The 20,701-nt window shown below is 64.0% G+C and carries 14 protein-coding genes and 1 pseudogene; 9 read left to right on the top strand and 6 right to left on the bottom strand.

Going from position 1 to position 20,701, the window contains the following annotated elements; genetic code table 11:
* Nucleotides 1-17 precede the first annotated feature (17 nt).
* The 5 genes from ACVNHC_RS18135 (at nucleotide 18) to ACVNHC_RS18115 (ending at nucleotide 4,985) form a co-directional block, all read left to right on the top strand.
* Complete coding sequence (locus ACVNHC_RS18135; protein ID WP_050472549.1) at nucleotides 18-896, top strand: ABC transporter ATP-binding protein; 879 nt, start codon at nucleotides 18-20, stop codon at nucleotides 894-896.
* Nucleotides 897-938: 42 nt separating this feature from the next.
* On the top strand, nucleotides 939-2,183 hold the full coding sequence (locus tag ACVNHC_RS18130) for a phenylacetate--CoA ligase family protein (protein ID WP_457168471.1): 1,245 nt from the start codon (nucleotides 939-941) through the stop codon (nucleotides 2,181-2,183).
* 132 nt (nucleotides 2,184-2,315) lie between these two features.
* On the top strand, nucleotides 2,316-3,395 hold the full coding sequence (gene hemH, locus ACVNHC_RS18125) for a ferrochelatase (RefSeq protein WP_457168469.1): 1,080 nt from the start codon (nucleotides 2,316-2,318) through the stop codon (nucleotides 3,393-3,395).
* Nucleotides 3,396-3,525: 130 nt separating this feature from the next.
* Nucleotides 3,526-4,527, top strand: a complete 1,002-nt coding sequence (locus ACVNHC_RS18120) for an SPFH domain-containing protein (RefSeq protein ID WP_050472407.1) — start codon at nucleotides 3,526-3,528, stop codon at nucleotides 4,525-4,527.
* A complete protein-coding gene (locus ACVNHC_RS18115) occupies nucleotides 4,524-4,985 on the top strand; it encodes an NfeD family protein (RefSeq protein WP_457168467.1) in 462 nt (153 codons plus the stop codon). The genes ACVNHC_RS18120 and ACVNHC_RS18115 overlap by 4 nt, the downstream gene beginning before the upstream one ends.
* Before the next feature lie 27 nt (nucleotides 4,986-5,012).
* Here ACVNHC_RS18115 and ACVNHC_RS18110 read toward each other — a convergent pair whose 3' ends face one another.
* From ACVNHC_RS18110 to ACVNHC_RS18100, 3 genes are all read right to left on the bottom strand, one after another.
* On the bottom strand, nucleotides 5,013-5,861 hold the full coding sequence (locus ACVNHC_RS18110) for an OmpA/MotB family protein (protein ID WP_019964856.1): 849 nt from the start codon (nucleotides 5,859-5,861) through the stop codon (nucleotides 5,013-5,015).
* A 27-nt stretch (nucleotides 5,862-5,888) separates the two neighbouring features.
* Nucleotides 5,889-6,656, bottom strand: a complete 768-nt coding sequence (locus tag ACVNHC_RS18105) for a motility protein A (RefSeq protein WP_050472409.1) — start codon at nucleotides 6,654-6,656, stop codon at nucleotides 5,889-5,891.
* A gap of 123 nt (nucleotides 6,657-6,779) precedes the next feature.
* Nucleotides 6,780-7,796, bottom strand: a complete 1,017-nt coding sequence (locus ACVNHC_RS18100; RefSeq protein ID WP_050472410.1) for a KpsF/GutQ family sugar-phosphate isomerase — start codon at nucleotides 7,794-7,796, stop codon at nucleotides 6,780-6,782.
* 236 nt (nucleotides 7,797-8,032) lie between these two features.
* Between ACVNHC_RS18100 and ACVNHC_RS18095 the strand changes: the two genes are divergently transcribed.
* The 3 genes from ACVNHC_RS18095 to ACVNHC_RS18085 all read left to right on the top strand — a co-directional run bounded on the left by ACVNHC_RS18095 (nucleotide 8,033) and on the right by ACVNHC_RS18085 (nucleotide 12,237).
* Entirely contained in the window at nucleotides 8,033-9,547 is a 1,515-nt protein-coding gene (locus ACVNHC_RS18095) for an outer membrane beta-barrel protein (protein WP_457168464.1), read from the top strand.
* 112 nt (nucleotides 9,548-9,659) lie between these two features.
* A complete protein-coding gene (locus tag ACVNHC_RS18090; RefSeq protein ID WP_457168592.1) occupies nucleotides 9,660-10,880 on the top strand; it encodes a lytic murein transglycosylase in 1,221 nt (406 codons plus the stop codon).
* A 163-nt stretch (nucleotides 10,881-11,043) separates the two neighbouring features.
* On the top strand, nucleotides 11,044-12,237 hold the full coding sequence (locus ACVNHC_RS18085; RefSeq protein ID WP_457168462.1) for an SGNH/GDSL hydrolase family protein: 1,194 nt from the start codon (nucleotides 11,044-11,046) through the stop codon (nucleotides 12,235-12,237).
* A gap of 133 nt (nucleotides 12,238-12,370) precedes the next feature.
* Here ACVNHC_RS18085 and ACVNHC_RS18080 read toward each other — a convergent pair whose 3' ends face one another.
* On the bottom strand, nucleotides 12,371-13,183 hold the full coding sequence (locus tag ACVNHC_RS18080) for an SDR family NAD(P)-dependent oxidoreductase (RefSeq protein WP_157757111.1): 813 nt from the start codon (nucleotides 13,181-13,183) through the stop codon (nucleotides 12,371-12,373).
* A 107-nt stretch (nucleotides 13,184-13,290) separates the two neighbouring features.
* Here ACVNHC_RS18080 and ACVNHC_RS18075 point away from each other — a divergent pair, with 107 nt between their 5' ends.
* A complete protein-coding gene (locus tag ACVNHC_RS18075; RefSeq protein ID WP_050472414.1) occupies nucleotides 13,291-13,656 on the top strand; it encodes a winged helix-turn-helix transcriptional regulator in 366 nt (121 codons plus the stop codon).
* A gap of 129 nt (nucleotides 13,657-13,785) precedes the next feature.
* Here the strand turns inward: ACVNHC_RS18075 and ACVNHC_RS18070 are convergent, their stop codons facing one another.
* Both ACVNHC_RS18070 and gltB read right to left on the bottom strand, forming a co-directional pair.
* Nucleotides 13,786-15,216: a glutamate synthase subunit beta gene (locus tag ACVNHC_RS18070; protein WP_058898749.1), complete on the bottom strand. Its 1,431-nt coding sequence runs from the start codon at nucleotides 15,214-15,216 to the stop codon at nucleotides 13,786-13,788.
* A gap of 123 nt (nucleotides 15,217-15,339) precedes the next feature.
* Nucleotides 15,340-19,962: pseudogene (gene gltB, locus ACVNHC_RS18065) on the bottom strand (glutamate synthase large subunit); the annotation flags it as partial.
* Nucleotides 19,963-20,701 lie beyond the last annotated feature (739 nt).

Below are 20,701 nucleotides of genomic sequence, written 5' to 3'. Positions count from 1 at the left end.
TGCTTTCTGCCGCGGGCATGAACCGCCCGCGGCAGGGAAATGCCGGAAAGAGGATCAGACCCGTGCTTCAAGCTTCCAGCCCGGCTGCGGCCAGCAGCCCCATCCTGTCGGTGAACAACATCGAAGTGATCTATGATCACGTCATCCTGGTGCTGAAGGGCGTGTCCCTGACTGTGCCGGAAGGCGGTATCGTTGCCCTTCTGGGGGCCAATGGCGCGGGCAAGACCACGACGCTGAAAGCCATCTCCAACCTGCTGCGGGCCGAGCGCGGGGATGTGACCAAGGGCAGCATCACCTTCAAGGGCGATCAGGTGCAGGACCTGTCCCCTAATGATCTGGTGCGGCGCGGCTGCATTCAGGTGATGGAAGGCCGTCATTGCTTCGGCCATCTGACCATCGAGGAAAATCTGCTCACCGGTGCCTATACGCGGCGTGACGGGGCAGGGGCGATCAAGGCCGATCTGGAGATGGTCTACAATTACTTCCCCCGCCTGCGGGAGCGCCGGCGCAGCCAGGCGGGCTACACGTCCGGCGGCGAGCAGCAGATGTGCGCCATCGGCCGGGCCCTGATGAGCCGGCCGCGCATGATCCTGCTGGACGAGCCTTCCATGGGACTGGCGCCGCAGCTGGTGGAAGAAATCTTCGAGATCGTGAAGCAGCTCAACGAGGAGCAGGGCGTGTCCTTCCTCCTGGCCGAGCAGAACACCAACATCGCGCTGCGCTATGCCACCTACGGCTACATCGTGGAATCGGGCCGCATCGTGCTCGATGGCGAGGCCAAGGCGCTGCGCGAGAATGAAGACGTCAAGGAATTCTACCTTGGTGTCGGCGGTGAGGGCCGCAAGTCCTTCCGCGATGTGAAGCATTACAAGCGCCGCAAGCGGTGGCTGGCGTAACCAGCGCAAGTTATTTCAAGGCGAAGCAAGCGAGGACAGGCTATGACGGCGGAACATCGTGAAGCGCGCGAACGGCGGTCGCCGGATCAGCGCGAGGCGGAGCTTTTTGCCCGGCTTCCGGAAATCCTGCGCCATGCGCGGGAGGAGGCGCCCGGCTGGGCCCGCCATCTGAAAGACGTGGATCCGGCCGCCGTCACCTCGCGGCAGGCGCTGGCTTCCGTGCCTGTGCTGCGCAAGTCGGACCTGCTGCAGCACCAGAAGGCGGAACCGCCCTTCGGCGGGTTTCTGGCCGGTTCCCTCAAGGGTGTGCAGCGGGTGTTCATGTCTCCGGGACCGATCTGGGAGCCGCAGCCGGAAGGGCAGGACCCGTGGAACGTGGCCCGGGCACTGGCGGCAGCGGGCTTCCAGGCGGGTGATGTGGTGATCAACACCTTCTCTTATCATCTGACGCCGGGCGGCTTTCTGCTCGATCACGGCGCGCGGGCGCTGGGCTGCACTGTTTTTCCCGGCGGCGTCGGCAACACGGAAATGCTGCTGGAGGCCATCGAGACGCTGAAGCCCTCCGGTTATGTCGGCACGCCGGATTTCCTGAAGGTGCTGCTCGACAAGGGCAAGGAACTGGGGCGGGACATGTCCAGCCTCAAGCGAGGCCTTGTCTCCGGCGGGGCGCTGTTTCCCTCGCTGCGGGCGGATTATGCAGCGCGCGGCATTGCGGTTCTTCAGTGCTATGCCACGGCGGAACTCGGCGTCATCGCCTATGAGAGCGAGGCCGGCAGCGGCATGATCGTCAACGAGGACTATATCGTCGAGATCGTGCGTCCCGGCACGGCGGCACCTGTTGCAGATGGCGAGGTGGGGGAACTGGTGGTCACCACCTTCAACCGCACCTATCCGATGATCCGCTTCGGCACGGGTGATCTTTCAGCAGTGCTGCCGGGCCAGTCCCCTTGCGGGCGCACCGGGCAGCGCATTGCCGGCTGGATGGGCCGGGCCGACCAGCGCACCAAGATCAAGGGCATGTTCGTCGATCCGGTACAGATCGCCGATGTGCTCGCCCGTCATCCGGAAATCCTCAAGGCGCGGCTCGTTGTCACACGCGCCAGCGAGCAGGATGTGATGACCCTGCAGGTGGAAACCGCCACCGCAGACACGGCCTCTGCCATCGCCGCAACCCTTCGGGAGGTGACCAAGCTGAAGGGCGCCGTTGAATGCCTGGCCGAAGGCAGCCTGCCGAATGACGGCAAGGTCATTTCCGATGAGCGCGACTACGGAGGCCAGGCGGCCTGATCGGCCTCTCCCGCTTCTTTTGGGCGGCACTGATCCGGGATCTGAGTTCTGACGTACTGGACAAGGCTGGCTGGTGTCTTATGTTCCGGCCAAATGTGCGCGTGTGCACGCCTGCCCGTTTCCGGAGTTGTCATGACCGTCCAGTTTTCCCCTGAAGCCCTGGCTGAAGCCGGCCAATCCATGCGCAGCATCAAGCTGCCGGACGCCCACCCGCCGGTGAAGGCGGGCAAGATCGGTGTGCTTCTCGTGAACCTCGGCACCCCGGATGCCACAAGCTACTGGCCGATGCGCCGCTATCTGCGCGAGTTCCTGTCCGACAAGCGCGTCATCGAATGGCCGAAGGCGCTCTGGTACCCGATCCTCTATGGCATCGTCCTGATCACCCGGCCGAAGAAGTCCGGCAAGGCCTATGACGAGATCTGGAACAAGGAGCTGGACGAGTCGCCGCTGCGCACCATCACCCGCAGCCAGTCGGACAAGCTGACGCAGATGATGGGCGATCATGGCGGACGGCTGAAGATCGACTGGGCCATGCGCTATGGCCAGCCCTCCATCCGCTCTCGCCTTGAAGCGCTGAAGGCCGATGGTTGTGACCGCATTCTGGTGTTCCCGCTCTATCCGCAGTATGCCGCCTCGACCACGGCGACGGTGAATGACGAAGTCTGCCGTGCCCTGCTGGAGATGCGCTGGCAGCCGGCCATCCGCACCGTGCCGCCCTATCACGACGACCCGGCCTATATCGAGGCTCTGAGCCAGTCGGTGGAGCGCCATCTTGCCGGGCTCGATTTCGAGCCGGACGTGATCCTCACCTCCTATCACGGCATTCCGCAGTCCTACTTCAAGAAGGGCGACCCCTATCATTGCCACTGCATGAAGACGACGCGGCTGATGCGCGAGCGGCTGGGCATGAGCAAGGAGAAGCTGCGCGTCACCTTCCAGTCCCGTTTCGGCCCGGAAGAGTGGCTGCAGCCCTATACGGACAAGACCGTCGAGGCGCTGGCGAAGGACGGCGTGAAGAACATCGCCGTGATGAACCCCGGTTTCGTCGCCGACTGCCTTGAAACGCTGGAGGAAATTGCCGGAGAAGCCGGGGAGATCTTCCACGAGAATGGCGGTGGCGAGTTTACCCACATCCCCTGCCTCAATGACAGCGATCTGGGCATGGCCGTGCTGGAACAGGTGGTGCAGCGCGAACTGTCCGGCTGGCTCTGAAGCCTCCGGTCCTCAACGGGAATGCTCCTGATCCGGGTGGCGGTGCTGCCCGGCTCTTTCTGGGTGGCATCGCAGGCTGATCCGTCGCATACTCCGCCCGTTTTGAAGGCAGATAAGACGGGAGCCTCGCATGCCCTTGGCCGATTACGGTTTCAACATTGTTCTAGTTGCACTCTTTTTCTTCGTCATCCTGCTGATTTTTGCGGGCGTGAAGACTGTTCCGCAGGGCTATAACCTGACGGTCGAACGCTTCGGCCGCTACCGGCGCACCCTCTCGCCGGGCCTCAACCTGATTGTTCCGGTCATCGACAAGATCGGCCGCCGCCTCAACATGATGGAGCAGGTGCTCGACGTCCCCTCCCAGGAGGTCATCACCCGCGACAACGCCACGGTGACGGCGGATGGCATCACCTTCTATCAAATTCTGGACGCCGCCCGCGCCGCCTATGAAGTGGCGGGGCTGGAGAACGCCATTCTCAACCTCACCATGACCAACATCCGCTCGGTGATGGGCTCGATGGACCTGGATGAGCTTCTGTCCAACCGTGACGAGATCAACACCCGCCTGCTGCGCGTGGTGGATGCCGCCGCCGAGTCCTGGGGCGTGAAGATCACCCGTATCGAAATAAAGGACATCAATCCGCCGCGCGATCTGGTGGATTCCATGGCCCGTCAGATGAAGGCCGAGCGTGACAAGCGCGCCTCGATTCTGGAAGCCGAAGGCAAGCGGCAGGCTGAAATCCTCAAGGCCGAGGGCGAGAAGCAGGCGCTGATCCTGCAGGCTGAAGGCCGCCGCGAATCGGCTTTCCGTGATGCCGAGGCGCGCGAGCGCGAGGCTCAGGCCGAAGCGACGGCAACGCGCCTCGTCAGCGAGGCGATTTCGGCCGGTGACATGCAGGCGATCAACTACTTCGTGGCGACCAAGTACGTGGAAGCCTTCAAGGAGCTGGCGACCTCGCGCAATCAGAAGACCCTGATCCTGCCGATGGAATCCACCTCGCTCCTGGGCGCCCTGACCGGCATCGGCGAGATTGCCCGCGAGGCTTTCGGCAACAGGGACGGCGAGGGCCGGTCCAGCTCAGGTTCCGGCCTGCCGTCCGTGCCGCGTCCGGGGCAGAGTGAGGGTGCATGAGCACATTTGAGCAGATCTTCCAGGGATTTGGCGCCTGGGGCTGGTGGTTCGCCGGCATCCTGCTCTTCGGGGTGGAGGTGCTCGTTCCGGGCACCTTCTTCCTCTGGTTCGGCGTCGCGGCCATCCTGGTTGGTGTGGTCAACCTGATCGAACCGCTCACCTGGCAGACGAACATCATCCTCTTCGCGGTGCTGTCCGTCATCAGCGTGGTTGCCGGGCGGTGGTTCATGCGGCGGCGGGAAAGCGCCTTTGGCGATCCCGGCCTCAACCGGCGGGGCAGCCGCTATGCCGGACACATCTTTGTTCTGAAGGACCCGATTGTCTCAGGGACAGGCTGGCTTTCCGTTGACGACACGGTCTGGCAGATCACCGGCCCGGATCTGCCCGCGGGCACCCGCGTGATTGTGGAAGGCGTGGAAGGTGTGCGCTTGCGGGTCAGGCAGGCTGCTGACGCCTGATCCCGGTGCCTTCAGCGCGGACCCGGTTTACAGGTTCCCCGGCGGGATCGGCGGGGCCTCGCGCATCAGCAAGACGCTGATGCGCCGGTTCGCCGCCAGGAAGGGGTCGTTCGGGAACAGAGGCTCCGTATCGGCCTTGCCCACCACCGAAAAGATCTGGTCTGACGGCACCCCATATTCGTTGAGGATCTGCCGGGCGATGTTCGCCCGGTCGGTAGACAGCTCCCAGGTGGTGTAATTGGGGTCTGTGGCGGCGCTGCCGGTTGTCGTGTGGCCGGTGACCTCGATCCGGTTCGGCATATCCGCCAGAACCGGGGCAATTTTTGCCAGGATACGGCGGGTGGTCTCATAGGGATATTTCGAGCCTTCCCGGAACATCGACCGCCCATCCTGATCCACGATCATGATGTTGAGGCCTTCCTCGGTTTCCTCGAAAATGATGTGCTGGGAGATTTCGGTGATCTCCGGCATTTCCTGCAGGGCCTGGCGCAGGGTCGCTGCCGCCGTGGCAAACTGGCGGGAGCGCTCGATCTCGGCCTCCACCGTGTCGTGGGTGTTGGCTTCGGGTCCCTGCTTGGTGTTCTTCTCGTGACGCTCGCTGGCGAAGTCCGAATCCAGTTCCTGTGGAACCTGCGAGACCTGCTTCATGTAGTCGCGGATCGGAATGCCTTCCATTTCGATCACGCCCAGACGCCGCGAGTTCTCCTTGACGCCAAAGGCATCCTTCATCGAGCCGGCGACGATCTGGAGCTTCTGCTTGTCCTGAACCGAAAAGGAGATGATCAGCACGAAGAAGCAGACGAGCAGGGACATCAGGTCGGCGAATGTCACCAGCCATTCCGGGGCGCCGCCGCCTGCAGGCTTCTTGCGTGCCATGACCTGTGCTCCCTTTCCGCCCTTGCCTTATGCCGCGTCGACGAGGCCGGCACGGGCGCTTTCCGGCAGATAGGCGATCAGCATCTCGCGGATCAGCGCCGGGCTTTTGGATTCGCGGATCTGCAGGATGCCGTCGATGATGAGGGTCTGGTTGACCTCTTCCACGTCGAACTTGGCATCGAGCTTGTCCACCATCGGCAGACAGAAGCAGTTGGAAATCAGTGCGCCATAAAGCGTGGTCAGAAGGGCGATGGCCATGGACGGGCCGATGGCCGAAGGATCGTCCATGTTGGCCAGCATCTGCACCAGACCGACCAGCGTGCCGATCATGCCAAAGGCCGGGGCACTGTCGCCCAGGGCCTTGAACACGCGCTTGCCTTCCGCAAGGCGCGACAGCGTGAGATCCCGCTCGCGCATCATGGATTCGCGGATGAAGTCGATCTCGTAGCCGTCGGCGATATACTGCACGCCCTTTGCCAGGGTCGGATCCGAAACAGCGGCATTTTCCAGCCCGAGCGGGCCAGACTTGCGCACGATTTCCGCCAAGCCGCTGATTTCTTCGATCAGGTCGCGCGGCTTGATGTTCTTGGCACCGAAGCCGACCTTGGCGCCAAGGGCGAGGGCGCTGCCGATGCCCCCAAGCGAAAAGCGGATCAGGGTCGCGGCAAGGCCGCCGCCGACCACGATGAGAATGGAAGGAAGATCGACGAATTGACCGAAGCTGCCGCCCAGCAGGATGGCGACCATGACGATGGCAAAGGCGCCGATAATTCCTATGATTGAAGCCAGATCCATTCCAGGCACCGTTCCAAGAGGCCAAAGAGGCCGAACACTCTGGAGCCGGAGCTTAGAGAAACTAGGCTAATCAATCCCTAATCACGCTGTGAATTGAGGTTTTTGCGTTAAGCAACCTTTGCGTCAGGCCGCTCCGATGCGCAGCAGGTCGTGCATATGGATGATGCCGGCAGGCTTGCCGTCTTCCACCACGAAGATCGAGGTGATCGCCGCCGTGTTGAGGAACTCCAGCACGGCACCTGACAGCATGTCGCCCGGAACAGACTTCGGCCGCCGGGTCATGATTTCATCGACGGTCTTGTCGAGGAAATTGCTGCTCATGTGCCGGCGCAGGTCACCGTCGGTGACGATGCCGGTGAGATTGCCGGCCTGATCCGTGACACCGGCGACGCCAAAGCCCTTCTGTGTCATCAGCACGATGGCATCACGCATCCGCGTGCCTTCCACCGTGAGCGGCATGGCATCGCCCTTGTGCATGATGTCGCGGGCAAGCCGGAGGCTCGCTCCCAGCTTGCCGCCCGGATGGAAGACGCGGAAATCCTGTGCCGTGAAGCCGCGCGCCTCCAGAAGAGCCACTGTCAGCGCATCGCCGATGGCCAGTTGCAGCAGCGTCGAGGACGTCGGCGCAAGGCCATGCGGGCAAGCTTCCGTCACCTGCGGCAGGGCGAGGACGATGTCGGCTGCCTTGCCGAGCGCGCTGGTGGCCGATGAGGTGATGGCGATCAGCGGCACCTTGAAGCGGCGGGTATAGGCGATGATGCTGGCCAGTTCCGGCGTTTCGCCGGACCAGGACAGGGCAACCACCGCATCATTCTGCGTGATCATGCCAAGGTCGCCGTGGCTGGCCTCGCTGGCATGGACGAAGAATGCGGGCGTTCCGGTGGAGGCCATGGAGGCGGCAATCTTGGTGCCGATGTGGCCGCTCTTGCCGATGCCGGAAATGATGACGCGGCCAGCAATGCCATGCAGAAGCGCCACCGCACGGGTGAAGGGCTGAGCCAAGCTGTCCTGCAGCGCATCGCGCAGGGAGGTCAGAGCTGCCAGCTCCGTGCCGAGCGTCCGGTCCGCTGAAGCTAGAGTTTCGCGGTCCTCACTTGAAAGTGATGAGGGGGCGGTGTCGGTAAGGCTGGCGCTGTGCATGGCTTTGTCCTGTTGCGCTGCGGACCTCAGCCCTTGTGCGGACTGAGGCTTGTGCGGACTGAGGCCTGTCTATGCCAGCGGCGGCGGCGGCGCAAGCATCCGGGTGGATGATGCCTGCCCGGACGGGTCAGCGGTAACCCTCTGGCAATGCCAATTTACGGCACGGAAACCCGTGGTTAACCATGTATCCCGCATTTTGAGACGAATTGTACCCATGGGTCCCGGTCCGGCTTTTGATGATGCGCCAGTTTTTCTCCTGCCTGCTCGTGAGCGCCTTGAGCGCGCTGCCTGCGGCTGCGCAGGTGGCCGGCAGTCCGTCCACGGGCGCAACGGGACTGCGCACCAGCACCTTTGATGGCAGCGGGCAGGCCATGGACAGCACCGGCGGACAGGCTCTGCCACCGGCTGGTGGCGCGGCGCCTTCGGCCACAGGCTCCCTGCCGGCGGTCAATCCGACGCAGGCGCAGGTCTATTCCCTGATTGGCGGCACGGAAGAGGCTGGCTCTGCCGGGCTTGTCGGCACCGGCCGCCAGAGCCAGACGCGGCCCTTCTCCGACCGGGTCAACGCCGTGCGCCGGGTCAGCGCCAACGGCGGGCAGGGCGGCGCCCTGGGCAATGATGTGTTCGACGGTGAAACCACCTATGATGCGCCTTTGGGGCTGCGGGTGGGCACCTTCACGGTTGTGCCGCAACTGACGGTCTCCGGGGGCTGGTCGGACAATGCGGCCGGCTCTTCCAGCGGGCGTGCCAACGCGCTCTATTCCGTTGCACCCGACCTGCAGATCCGCTCGGACTGGTCCCGGCATCAGCTGGATGTATCGTTGCGCGGCTCCTATGCGGCCTATCCCGGCAGCAATGTGCGGAGCGAGCCTTCCATCGACACCAGAGCGGCGCTGCGGCTTGATGCCGGGGACAGCACGCAGATCAACAGCTCACTCGGCCATTCCTATTCGCGTGAAGACACCTCCACGGCGGAGAACCCGAATGGGGAAGGCGATGTCAATGTGGTGAATGCCTCGCTGGGCGTGACCCGGGAGGCGGGCATTCTGGCGGCCACCCTGCGCGGTGATGTGGCCCGGACGATGTATTCCGAGGGGCAGAGCGGGGCAGACCGCAGCGGACGCGACAACACGCTCTATTCTGCGACGCTGCGGCTGGATGCCCGCACTGGCGCAATGCTGCAGCCCTTTGCCGAAGTGACCGCTCTGCGCCGCGCCTTCGATGAGGATTGCGCTGCCCCTTGCATCCGCCGCGATGCCAAGGGCTATGTCCTGCGCAGCGGCGTGACCATTGCCGCAGGGCCAAAGCTTGCGGGCGAAGTGGCGGCCGGATGGCGGGTGGAGCGGCTGGACAGCCGCCAGCTTCAGGATCTGGCGGGTCTGACCGTCGACGGTTCGCTCGTCTGGTCGCCGACGCGGCTGACGACAGTCACCGCAGGTCTGACCACAACGCTCAGCCCGTCGGATCTGGCCGGATCTTCCGGCTCGATCCTCTACAGCGCGGACCTGCGCGTGTCCCATGCCCTGTCCGAGCGGCTGGTGGCGCAGGCGGGCGCGGGCTATGCGCGGCGCCACTATCAGGGCGTGGGCATCGAAGAGGCAACCACCAGCGCGCTGGCGGGAGCAACCTATGCCCTGACACGCAACGTTGCCTTGACGGGGACATATACCTATCGGACCTTTGACAGCTCAATCGCCGGTGCGGATTACGATGAAAACCGCATCCAGGCGGGTGTCCGGATACGCCGGTGAGCCGATGAGGCCAGAAGATCAGCTTGCCAACATGGGGTGCGGGGGCATTCCGGGCATTAAGGAGGCCTGAATGACGAACAACGGTTTGACCGGACAGGATGTGTCCCGGCCAATGGGCCGGATCGCCAGAAAGGCTCGCGGCCTTGCCGCTGCCGTGCTGCTTGCTGCTGGAGGGATGATGCAGGCTGGCTCTGCGCTCGCGGATGCGGGCTTTCAGACGTGGGTCCGCAATTTCTGGCCGCAGGCACAGGCGGCAGGGATCAACAGCCAGATCTACAACGCCGTTTTCACCGGCATGACGCCGGATCCGGACACGGTGCGCCTGATGTCGCGCCAGTCCGAGTTCGTGAAGCCGGTGTGGGACTATCTCGAAAGCGCGGTTTCCCCCACGCGGATCGAGAATGGCCAGAAGATGCTGCGTGAGCATGCCGCCGTTCTGCGCGAGATCGAGGCCCGCTACGGCGTGCAGAAGGAAGTGGTTCTGGCCGTCTGGGGCATGGAAACCAACTACGGCAGCTTCATGGGCGGCCATGATGTGATCCGCGCGCTGGCGACGCTTGCCTATGAAGCGCCGCGCCGCCGTGAGTTCTGGCAGGGCGAGCTGGTCTCGGCCCTGGGCATCATTCAGGCCGGCCATGTGCGCCACAAGGACATGATCGGCTCCTGGGCCGGTGCCATGGGCCACACCCAGTTCATGCCGTCGAGCTGGAAGCGCTATGCTGCCGATTTCGATGGCGACGGCCGCCGCGATATCTGGACCTCCATTCCCGATGCGCTGGCTTCCACCGCCAATTACCTGAAGGAACACGGCTGGCAGCCAGGCAAGACCTGGGGCTATGAGGTCAGCCTGCCGCGCGGCTTCGATTACTCGCTGGCGGACGACACCACCTCCAAGACGCTGGCCGAATGGTCGCGGCTTGGTGTCGTGCGGCCGAATGGCCGCGGCTTCCCGCGTGCCGATGACACCGCCGTGCTTGTGCTGCCGGCCGGGGCGGCTGGTCCGAGCTTCCTGATGCTGAAGAATTTCTCCGTCATCAAGCGCTACAACAATGCCACCGCCTATGCGCTGGCCGTTGGCCATCTGGCCGACCGGATCCGGGGCGGCGATGCCTTTGCCGGGGGCTGGGCGCGGGAGCATCTGCCGCTCAACAAGGACCAGACCATGCAGCTGCAGGCAGCTCTCAACCGCAAGGGCTTCCAGGCTGGTGAGCCGGATGGTCTGGCAGGCCCCGCCACCCGCCGCGCCATCCGCGCCTTCCAGAAGTCGCGCGGCCTGATCCCGGATGGCTATGCCTCGGTCATGCTGCTGTCCAGGATCGGCAGCGGCAGCTAATACCAAGGCTTTCGATGCTGACGCATCACGCCTTGAAAATGCTCAAGCACCGTACGGGCTTGACCAACTCTCGATGAGCCGAACTCATCGAGAGTTGGTGTAGCACTTCCGGAGCGGCGCCGGATTGCCTATAGTCTGACCTTGTTCAGATGGAGGTTTCCGGGTGCCGCTTCTTTCGTTCAGGATGCGCTGGCTTGCCATTCTCCTTGCAGCTCTGGTTGTTCTGCCGGTGCTGCAGGGGGCTGTGCTGGCGCAGGGGCGCCCCATTCCGCCTCCCCCTTCCGAAGATGGCTTCAACCCGCTGCGCCCGCTCATGCGCCTGTTCGGCGTGTCCCGGCCCGAGGTGCGGGTGCAGGAAGCCAAGCCTGTGGTGCGCAAGAAAGCCCCGGCCGCCCCCAGCAATACCCCTCCCAAAGTCGTGGAAGCGCCGAAGGAGCCGGATGCAGGTGTTGTGCTTGTGCTCGGCGGGCCAACGGCCGCAGCCCTTGCCGAAGGGCTGACCTCCATATTTGCACAGAAGCCGATGATCCGGGTTGAGCTTCTCACAGAGGCGCCTGCGGCCTCACCGGCCGCGTCTCCCGAGGGCGGCACCGGGGCGGCACAGCCGGCCGCCCGGCCTGACGGCCTGATGGGAGAGCCGGACCCGGCGTGGACGGAGCGGGCGGTCTCGCGCATCCGCGGCGGCGGCGTCAAGGCGGTCGTGGCTGTCTTCGGCTATGCCGATCTCAAGGATCTGCCGCAGCCGGATGGCGGTCTGGTGCCCTTCGGCAGCGATGCCTTCAAGGCGGAATACCGCAAGAAGCTGCGCGCCCTGGCGCTGGCCATGCGGCAGGAGCGCAAGCCCCTGCTGCTGGTGGGCCTGCCGCCGACCGAAGCCGCCCGGCTTGATCCCGGCTTTACGCTGATCAACGATCTGCTTCAGAGCGAAGCCGCCATGACCCGTTCAACCTATGTGGACATCTGGAAGATGTTCCTGGATGACAACGAGGCCTATACCGCCTTCGGGCCGGATGTGGACGGCCAGCGCCGCCGCCTGCGCGCCAATGATGGCGTCGGCTTCACCTGGGCCGGGGCCCGCAAGGTGGCGTTTTTCGTCGAGCGGGAGCTTGCCCGTGTGCTTGGCGGCTATGGCGGGCTCGCCTTTGAAGGCGTGGCGGACGATCCGAACTTCATCGTCCTGACCGGACGCGCCCTGTCGGCAGAGGACCATCTGGCGGGCGATGCCAACGAACCCCAGATCCTGCCTCCGGTGGAAACCGAAGCCGCCGCCCGCCTTGCCCGCAAGTTCCTGGCCACAGGCGACACCGGCGCGCCCACTCCCGGCCGCGTGGATTTCACGGGTGCTGTGCCAAATTGACGGATTGGGGCTTCCGGGGTCTGGCGCTCTGAAGGCCGGCTCTGTCCCGGTGTCAGTTGCGGCAGCCTTTGAACAAGGTCGCCGGTTGCCGCAACCCGCTGGAGCCTGGTGTCACCAGCTGCGCCGGCAGCTGCTATCTGGCCAGCTTGTAGCGTTCGGCAGGCTTGCCATCAAACATCGCCTGCAGCAGCCTGCCGGACAGAGCAACGTAGTCCGGCAGCAGAGACGTGTCGTGCAGCGACGGTGCGGTGATGGTTTCTCCTTGTTCGAGGCCTGAGAGCGCCGCATCGACACAATCCTCCGTGGTCATGACGATCGCCTCCGGCAGAGGCTCAAGGTCTGCGCCTCCGGCGACTTCCCAGCCTTCGGAAACGACCGCACCGGGCAGCACCAGCTGAACCCTGACCGAGGTGCCTTCGGCTTCGTGCTGCAGGCTCTGGGTGAAGAGGAACACATAGGCCTTGGTGGAGCCGTAAACAGGAATGCCGGGATAGGGGCTGAAACCGGCGCCGGACCCGATATTGACAATCGTTCCGGCATTGCGGCCCTTGAACGCCGCGAGCGCGGCTTTCGACAGGGCGGTCAGGGCCGTAATGTTCAGGGCGATCATGCTCTCGATTGTGGCATCAGGTGTCTGTGTGAGAGGCTTCAGAGCAGAGAAGCCGGCATTGTTGATGATAAGTGAAATGGAAGGATCATCCGACAGGAGCTGCGTCACCGCAGAGACCCCTTCAGCGGTGGTGAGATCGGCGGCCAGCGCTCTGGCGGAAACCGGGAACTGCTGCTGCAATTCCCCGGCAATGTGCTGCAAGCGGTCCTGCCGCCGGGCAACCAGCACGAGGTCATATCCGCGCGCCGCAAGACGCTCGGCATAGACTTTGCCGATCCCGGAGGACGCTCCGGTCACGATGGCTGTTCCGGGTTTCTTGAGGTTTGAATGTGTCAAGGCGATTTTCCTTATGAGGATGACGAATTGCCTCAACACAGGTATATATCGTGTACTAAGTGTCAATTACGCACTTAATGTATCCTAGGTATCGTCAAGGAAACCGGATGTCCTATACAGAAGAGCGTGTTCTCGAAACACTTCCTGGCGTCAGGCCGGTGCTCGAACAAATAGCCCACAAGTGGTCTATTCTGATCCTGACCTTTCTCTGCGAGGAGCCGAAGCGCTTCAATGCTCTCAAGCGCCGCCTCGACGGGATTACCCAGAAGGCGCTGACTGAGGCGCTGCGCAAGCTGGAAAGAAACGGGCTGGTGCAGCGGACGGTGACAGCCACGTCGCCGGTTGCCGTCGAATATTCGATCACGCCGCTGGGCCGGACGCTGCAGGATCCATTTCTGGCTCTTTATGATTGGGCCGTTGCGCATCAAGGCGATCTTGCCGCTGCACAGGAGCGGTTTGACACGAAGCCTTAGACGGCTTGCGGCGGGGCTGGCCGCGCAGGACCGGACGGTGGCGGCCTCGGCCGGAGAGTGGGCCTTATCCCAAAACAAAAAGAGCGGCCCGGGGGCCGCTCCTGGGGATTGTGCTGTTCCGCCTGCCGCTCAACGGGGCAGGTTGGAGGAGCCGGTGAGGAATTCGTCCACGGCGCGGGCGGCCTGGCGGCCTTCGCGGATGGCCCAGACGACCAGCGACTGGCCGCGGCGGACGTCGCCGGCGGCAAAGACGTTGGCATAGCTCGTCTTGTAGTCCTCGGTGTTGGCCTTCACGTTGGTGCGGCCATCCAGCTCCAGCTTGCCGTCCAGCTCGGCGATGAAGGTGTCGAGGCGCGGGCCGGAGAAGCCGATGGCGGCCATCACCAGATCAGCGCGCAGGATGAACTCCGTGCCGGGGATCGGCTTGCGCTTTTCGTCCACGCGGGCGCATTTGACGCCAACGATGTGACCGTCCTCGCCGACGAGGCCCAGGGTCGCAGCGGAGAATTCGCGCTCGGCGCCTTCGGCCTGCGAGGAAGACGTGCGGAACTTCGTCGGCCAGTAGGGCCACACGGTCAGCTTGTCTTCCTTCAGCGGCGGGATCGGGCGGATGTCGAGCTGGGTCACCGACAGGGCGCCCTGACGGAAGGCCGTGCCGACGCAGTCGGAGGCGGTGTCGCCGCCGCCGATGACGACCACATGCTTGCCCGCAGCCCAGATCGGCGCCTCGCCGGAGACATCCTCACCGCCGACGCGGCGGTTCTGCTGGACCAGATAGTCCATGGCCCAGTGGCAGCCTTCCAGCTCCATGCCGGAGACGCCCGGATCACGCGGACGCTCGGCGCCGGCGCAGATGATCACGGCATCATGGCGCTCGGACAGCTCTTCCATGGTGACGGTGACACCGACGTTGACGCCATAGTGGAAGGTGACGCCTTCTTCTTCCAGCTGCTTGACGCGCAGGTCGATGTGGCGCTTCTCCATCTTGAAGTCCGGGATGCCATAGCGCAGCAGGCCGCCGGCCTTGGGCTCGCGCTCATAGACATGGACGGTGTGCCCGGCGCGGGCCAGCTGCTGGGCAGCGGCCATGCCGGCCGGGCCGGAACCGATGACGGCAACGGTCTTGCCGGTCTTGGTGGCGGAGGGTTCGGCGCGGATCCAGCCTTCCTTCCAGCCCTTGTCGGCAATCGCCTGCTCAACTGTCTTGATGTTGACCGGGGCGTCCTCGAGGTTCAGCGTGCAGGCCTCCTCGCACGGGGCGGGGCAGACGCGGCCGGTGAACTCCGGGAAGTTGTTGGTCGAATGCAGGTTGCGCAGCGCCAGTTCCCAGTCGCCCTGATAGACCAGATCGTTCCAGTCCGGGATCTGGTTGTGCACGGGGCAGCCGGTGGGGCCGTGGCAATAGGGGATGCCGCAATCCATGCAACGGGCCGCCTGACGCTCGACCTCGCCCTGGTTCAGCGGCAGGGTGAACTCGCGGAAATGGCGGATGCGGTCGGATGCCGGCTGGTACTTCTGCTCCTGCCGGTCGATTTCCATAAATCCGGTGACCTTGCCCAAGGTGACCTCCTCAAAACTCGTTTCGTCCTCAGCCGCCTCGACCGTTTGTCCGGGAGACGGCGCTGTTGCCGGGTGGTGCCGGCCCTCAGCGTCTGCCGCGAGGGCCGGGCGCAGGTGGCGGGCTTATTCCGCCGCCACCATGCCGAGCCGTTTTTCTTCCATCTCGCGCAAGGCCCGGCGGTACTCGACGGGCATCACCTTGACGAATTTCGGCCTGTACACATCCCAGGCATCCAGGATCGCCTGAGCCTTGGTGGAGCCGGTGTGGGCCACATGGTTGAGCAGGAGCTGGCGCAGGCGCTCGTCGTCGTGGCGGGTCATGTCGCCCGTCACGTCCACGCGGCCCTTGTGCTCGATGTCGCCGCCATGGTGGTGCAGCTTCTCCAGCAGGTCGTCTTCCTCGGCCACCGGCTCGATATCGACCATGGCAAGGTTGCAGCGGGAGGAGAAGTTGCCTTCCTCATCCAGCACATAGGCGATGCCGCCCGACATGCCGGCTGCAAAGTTGCGTCCGGTCTGGCCGATGACGACGACGATGCCGCCGGTCATGTATTCGCAGCCGTGGTCACCCACGCCCTCGACCACCGCAATCGCACCGGAGTTGCGCACGGCGAAACGCTCGCCCGCAACGCCGCGGAAGTAGCACTCACCCTCGGTCGCGCCGTAAAGCACGGTGTTGCCGACGATGATGGACTCTTCCGGCACGATCCGTGCCTTGTCCGACGGACGCACGATGATCTTGCCGCCCGACAGGCCCTTGCCGACGTAGTCGTTGGCATCGCCCCGCAGTTCCATGGTGATGCCGCGGGCGAGGAAGGCGCCGAAGGCCTGACCGGCAGTGCCCTTCAGGTTGATCTTCAGCGTGTCCGCCGCCAGGCCCTTGTGGCCGTAGCGCTTGGCCACTTCGCCCGAGAGCATGGCACCGGCAGACCGGTCGACCGAGCAGATGGTCTCCTCGACGATGGTCGGCGTCTTGTCTTCCAGCGCCGGACGGGCAGCCGCGATGAGGCGGCGGTCCAGGATATCCGTGATCGGATGCTCCTGGCGCTGGGTCCAGCGGGTTTCTTCCGGAGCTGCCTCGGGCTGGAAGAAGATGCGGCCGAAGTCGAGGCCCTTCGCCTTCCAGTGGTCGATGGCGGTTTCCTTGTCGAGGAAGTCGGAGCGGCCGATGATCTCGTTGAGGTCGGCAACGCCGAGAGAGGCCATCAGCTCGCGCAGCTCTTCTGCGACGAAGAAGAAGTAGTTGATCACGTGCTCCGGCGTGCCCTTGAAGCGCTTGCGCAGCACCGGGTCCTGGGTGGCGATACCAACCGGGCAGGTGTTGAGGTGGCACTTGCGCATCATCAGGCAGCCTGCGGCGATCAGCGGCGCGGTGGCAAAGCCGAACTCGTCCGCACCCAGAAGGGCGCCGATGAGCACGTCACGGCCGGTCTTCAGGCCGCCGTCCACCTGCAGCGCCACACGGGAGCGCAGGCCGTTGAGCACCAGCGTCTGCTGGGTTTCGGCAAGGCCGATTTCCCAGGGGCTGCCGGCATGCTTGATCGAGGTCAGCGGCGACGCGCCGGTGCCGCCGTCATAGCCGGAGACCGTGATGTGGTCGGCGCGCGCCTTGGCAACGCCTGCGGCCACCGTGCCGACACCCACTTCCGACACCAGCTTCACGGAGATGTCGGCTTCCGGGTTCACGTTCTTCAGGTCGTAGATCAGCTGCGCCAGATCTTCGATCGAGTAGATGTCATGGTGCGGCGGGGGCGAAATCAGGCCCACGCCCGGGGTCGAATGACGCACCTTGGCGATGACCGCATCGACCTTGTGGCCCGGCAGCTGGCCGCCTTCACCGGGCTTGGCGCCCTGGGCCACCTTGATCTGCAGCATGTCGGCATTGACCAGATATTCGGTGGTGACACCGAAACGGCCGGACGCGATCTGCTTGATGGCGGAGCGCTGCGGGTTCATCGAGCCATCCGGCAGCGGCTTGAAGCGCTCGGCTTCCTCGCCGCCTTCACCGGTGTTCGACTTGCCGCCGATCTTGTTCATGGCAATGGCGAGCGAGGTATGCGCCTCGCGGCTGATCGAGCCGAAGGACATGGCGCCCGTGACGAAGCGGCGGACGATCTTGTCGGCCGGTTCCACCTCGCCGATGGAGATCGGCTTGCGGCCCAGCTCTTCCGCGCTCTTGATGCGGAACATGCCGCGGATCGAGAAGCGGCCGGTCTCCTTGTTGGAAAGCTCGGCGAACTCCCGGTACTTGTCCGGCAGATTGCCGCGCACGGCGTGTTGCAGGGTGGCGATGGAATCCGGCGTCCACATGTGGCTCTCGCCGCGGATGCGGTAGGCATATTCACCGCCCACTTCCAGTGACCGGCGCAGGATGGCGACATCCTCGAAGGCCATCTGGTGGCGCATGACGGTTTCCTGCGCCACTTCCTTCAGGCCGATGCCTTCGATGGTCGTGGCCGTGCCGAAGAAGTACTTCTCGACAAAGGCGGAGGACAGGCCGATGGCGTCGAAGATCTGCGCGCCGCAATAGGACTGGTAGGTCGAAATGCCCATCTTGGACATGACCTTGAGGATGCCCTTGTCGATGGACTTGATGTAGCGGTAGACCACTTCATCGGCATCGACTTCCTCGGGGAAGTCCATCTCGTGGTGCATCGAGAGCAGGGTCTCGAAGGCCAGATACGGGTTGATCGCCTCGGCGCCGTAGCCGGCCAGCACGCAGAAATGATGAATTTCGCGGGCTTCACCCGTCTCCACCACGAGGCCCACGGAGGTGCGCAGGCCCTTGCGGATCAGGTGATGGTGCACGGCAGCGGTGGCCAGCAGCGCCGGAATGGCGATGCGGGCGCGGCTGATCAGGCGGTCGGACAGGATGATGATGTTGTCACCATGCCGCACGGCCTTCTCGGCCCGCTGGCACAGTTCCTCCAGCGCATCTTCCATGCCCTCGGCGCCACGCGCTGCGGAATAGGTGATGTCGAGCGTCTTGGCCGAGAAGTGATTGTCCGCGATGTCGCCGATGCGGCGGATCTTTTCCAGATCCTCGTTGGTGAGGATCGGCTGGCGGACTTCCAGGCGCTTGGCGTGCGACAGGCCCTTGAGGTCGAACAGGTTCGGACGCGGGCCGATGAAGGAGACGAGGCTCATCACCAGCTCTTCGCGGATCGGGTCGATCGGCGGGTTCGTCACCTGCGCGAAGTTCTGCTTGAAGTAGGTGTAAAGCAACTTCGACTTGTCGGAGAGCGCCGAAATCGGCGTGTCCGTGCCCATGGAGCCCACGGCTTCCTGACCCACGGTCGCCATCGGCTGCATCAACAGCTTGATGTCTTCCTGGGTGTAACCAAAGGCCTGCTGGCGGTCGAGCAGGCTTTCACCAGCCACCGGAGCGCGCTCGCGCACGCCCGGCATGTCCTCAAGCACGATCTGCGAGCGGTGCAACCAGTCCTTGTAGGGGTTGGCGGTGGACAGCTGGCGCTTGATCTCGTCGTCGGAGACGATACGGCCTTCTTCCAGGTCGATGAGCAGCATCTTGCCCGGCTGCAGGCGCCACTTCTTGACGATCTTCTCGTCCGGGATCGGCAGAACGCCCACTTCCGAGGACATGATGACATAATCATCATCTGTGACGATGTAGCGGGCCGGACGCAGGCCGTTGCGGTCCAGCGTCGCGCCGATCTGGCGGCCATCGGTGAAGGCCACGGCGGCCGGGCCGTCCCACGGCTCCATGATGGCTGCGTGATAGGCGTAGAAGGCGCGGCGGTTCTCGTCCATCAGCGGGTTGCCGGCCCAGGCTTCCGGGATCAGCATCATCGCCGCATGGGCCAGCGAGTAGCCGCCCATGACGAGGAATTCCAGCGCGTTGTCGAAGCAGGCGGTGTCCGACTGGCCTTCGTAGGAGATCGGCCACAGCTTGGTGATGTCGTCGCCGAACAGCGGCGAGGACACGGACGCCTGACGGGCGGCCATCCAGTTGACGTTGCCGCGCAGGGTGTTGATCTCGCCGTTATGCGCCACCATGCGGTAGGGGTGGGCGAGATCCCAGGACGGGAACGTGTTGGTGGAGAAGCGCTGATGCACCAGGGCGAGGGCCGAGGTGAAGCGCTCGTCCTTCAGGTCCTTGTAATAGGCGCCCAGCTGATAGGCCAGGAACATGCCCTTGTAGACCAGCGTGCGGCTGGACATGGAGACCAGATAGAAGCCCTGCTTCACCGCGTTGCTCTCGGCGCGCACGGTGTTGGAAATCACCTTGCGCAGCACGAACAGGCGGCGCTCGAAGGTGGTCTGGTCGATGCCATCGGCCGCGCCAATGAAGAGCTGGCGGGAATAGGGCTCGGTGGCGGCAATGTCCGGTGCCTTGGACAGGGACGAATTGTCGACCGGCACATCACGCCAGCCGAGGACCTTCTGGCCTTCAGCTGCGACAACGCGCTCGACAATTTCCACGCACTTGGCGCGCAGGGCCGCGTCCTGCGGCAGGAACAGGAAGCCGACGCCATACTGGCCCGGCTCCGGCAGGGTCACCCCTTGCGCCGACAGTTCGGCCTTGAAGAATTCATGCGGGATCTGCACGAGCATCCCTGCGCCGTCGCCCATCAGCGGGTCGGCGCCAACCGCACCGCGGTGGGTGAGGTTTTCAAGGATGTTCAGGCCGTCCGCGACGACCTTGTGCGATTTCTGGCCTTTGAGATGCGCAATGAAGCCGACGCCGCAGGCGTCGTGTTCGCGAGAAGGATTGTAGAGCCCTTTATCTGCCGCCTCGCGCAGACGCGTGGCGATAGTGGTCGCGGTGCGAGCTTTTTTCGCTCCCTCGCGCCCTGCTACGGCCATGGCTGTGCTGGTGGTCAGCTCACTCTTCATCATATGCGCCCTCACTGTAATCCAGTGTTTCCGCAGCCGTCCTCAGGTCGCATGTGCGCACCTTTCCCCTCTTGGGGGCAAGACACGCAGATCTCCCTCAGCCTGTGCCGCGGCTCTGTCGTAGTTTTAACGCTTCGCTTCCACAAAGCGAACCGTCTTCTGGCGAAAGCAAGCCTCCCGCTTCGCCGGTGATGCCCTTTTTCTGCCTGTCGCACGGGGCAGCAAGGCAGTCTGGAGCCTGTCCGCAGGCTCTCGCATGAGGTGCCGGTGTCTGTGGTGCCTCCCCCATATCCGGCGATTGCCGCGGATTGGCCACGGCCCAGCGAGTAACCTCGGGGCTCGAAAAAGGGACAGTATTCCTGCCCTATTCCGAGCCGGGGGAACATGCCAGATTTCCCCCGGGGGGGCAAGACCGTTTATAAGGATTAAAATTCATTTTGTTTCGCCATTTGCAGCGCCAGGTTCATTTTCGGAACGGGCTGCGGCGGAATGAGCAACAAAGTTTCACGATTGCCGTTCACACTCCCGGCATCAGCGTATGCCTCCGCCGTCACGGGGCTTTGATTTTCCCGTGTCAGGGGGAAGGAGCATGATGCTGGTCATCCGCTACACGGCGCCATCGGGGGAG

This window comes from Pannonibacter sp. Q-1 (assembly GCF_054073275.1).
The sequence above is the reverse complement of the archived record's forward strand: the minus strand, read 5'-3'. Positions and strand labels throughout refer to the sequence as shown.

Bases quoted from the DNA above. Each gene is read 5' to 3' on its own strand.
- ACVNHC_RS18110 (WP_019964856.1), bottom strand. From the start codon at position 5,861: ATGGCACGCAAGAAGCCTGCAGGCGGCGGCGCCCCGGAATGGCTGGTG.
- ACVNHC_RS18120 (WP_050472407.1), top strand. From the start codon at position 3,526: ATGCCCTTGGCCGATTACGGTTTCAACATTGTTCTAGTTGCACTCTTT.
- ACVNHC_RS18090 (WP_457168592.1), top strand. From the start codon at position 9,660: ATGGGCCGGATCGCCAGAAAGGCTCGCGGCCTTGCCGCTGCCGTGCTG.
- ACVNHC_RS18100 (WP_050472410.1), bottom strand. From the start codon at position 7,796: ATGCACAGCGCCAGCCTTACCGACACCGCCCCCTCATCACTTTCAAGT.
- ACVNHC_RS18115 (WP_457168467.1), top strand. From the start codon at position 4,524: ATGAGCACATTTGAGCAGATCTTCCAGGGATTTGGCGCCTGGGGCTGG.
- ACVNHC_RS18105 (WP_050472409.1), bottom strand. From the start codon at position 6,656: ATGGATCTGGCTTCAATCATAGGAATTATCGGCGCCTTTGCCATCGTC.
- ACVNHC_RS18075 (WP_050472414.1), top strand. From the start codon at position 13,291: ATGTCCTATACAGAAGAGCGTGTTCTCGAAACACTTCCTGGCGTCAGG.
- ACVNHC_RS18135 (WP_050472549.1), top strand. From the start codon at position 18: ATGAACCGCCCGCGGCAGGGAAATGCCGGAAAGAGGATCAGACCCGTG.
- hemH (WP_457168469.1), top strand. From the start codon at position 2,316: ATGACCGTCCAGTTTTCCCCTGAAGCCCTGGCTGAAGCCGGCCAATCC.
- ACVNHC_RS18130 (WP_457168471.1), top strand. From the start codon at position 939: ATGACGGCGGAACATCGTGAAGCGCGCGAACGGCGGTCGCCGGATCAG.
- ACVNHC_RS18095 (WP_457168464.1), top strand. From the start codon at position 8,033: ATGATGCGCCAGTTTTTCTCCTGCCTGCTCGTGAGCGCCTTGAGCGCG.